The organism is Streptomyces ossamyceticus, from assembly GCF_001418475.1.
GTDB classification, from domain to species: Bacteria; Actinomycetota; Actinomycetes; order Streptomycetales; family Streptomycetaceae; genus Streptomyces; species Streptomyces ossamyceticus.
On sequence record NZ_LIQX01000145.1, the window covers coordinates 3696 to 3978 of the forward strand.

Below are 283 nucleotides of genomic sequence, written 5' to 3' on the forward strand. Positions count from 1 at the left end.
CAGCGGGACGGCGGCGGTGGTCTCGACCTGGACGAGGCGTTCGACGGCGCGGCGGTCCTCGACCGTCGAGCGGGCGGTGACCACGTAGCTGCCCTCGTGGGTACGGCCGGCCAGGGGGACCCGCACCACCTGGGCGCGGTAGGCCTCACCGAACCCGGAGGGGTCGGTCCGCGCCGAGTACGCCTTGAGGCGGCCGGGGGTGAGGGAGGGGAAGGCGGGCAGACCCGCGGAGCCGGGGTAGCGCTCCACGACCCTGCCGTGCGCGTCGAGGACGAGGACGAGG

1 pseudogene is annotated in these 283 nt (G+C 76.0%); it reads right to left on the reverse strand.

Annotated elements, in window-relative coordinates:
* Positions 1–283: pseudogene (locus AOK15_RS46705) on the reverse strand (sensor histidine kinase); the annotation flags it as partial.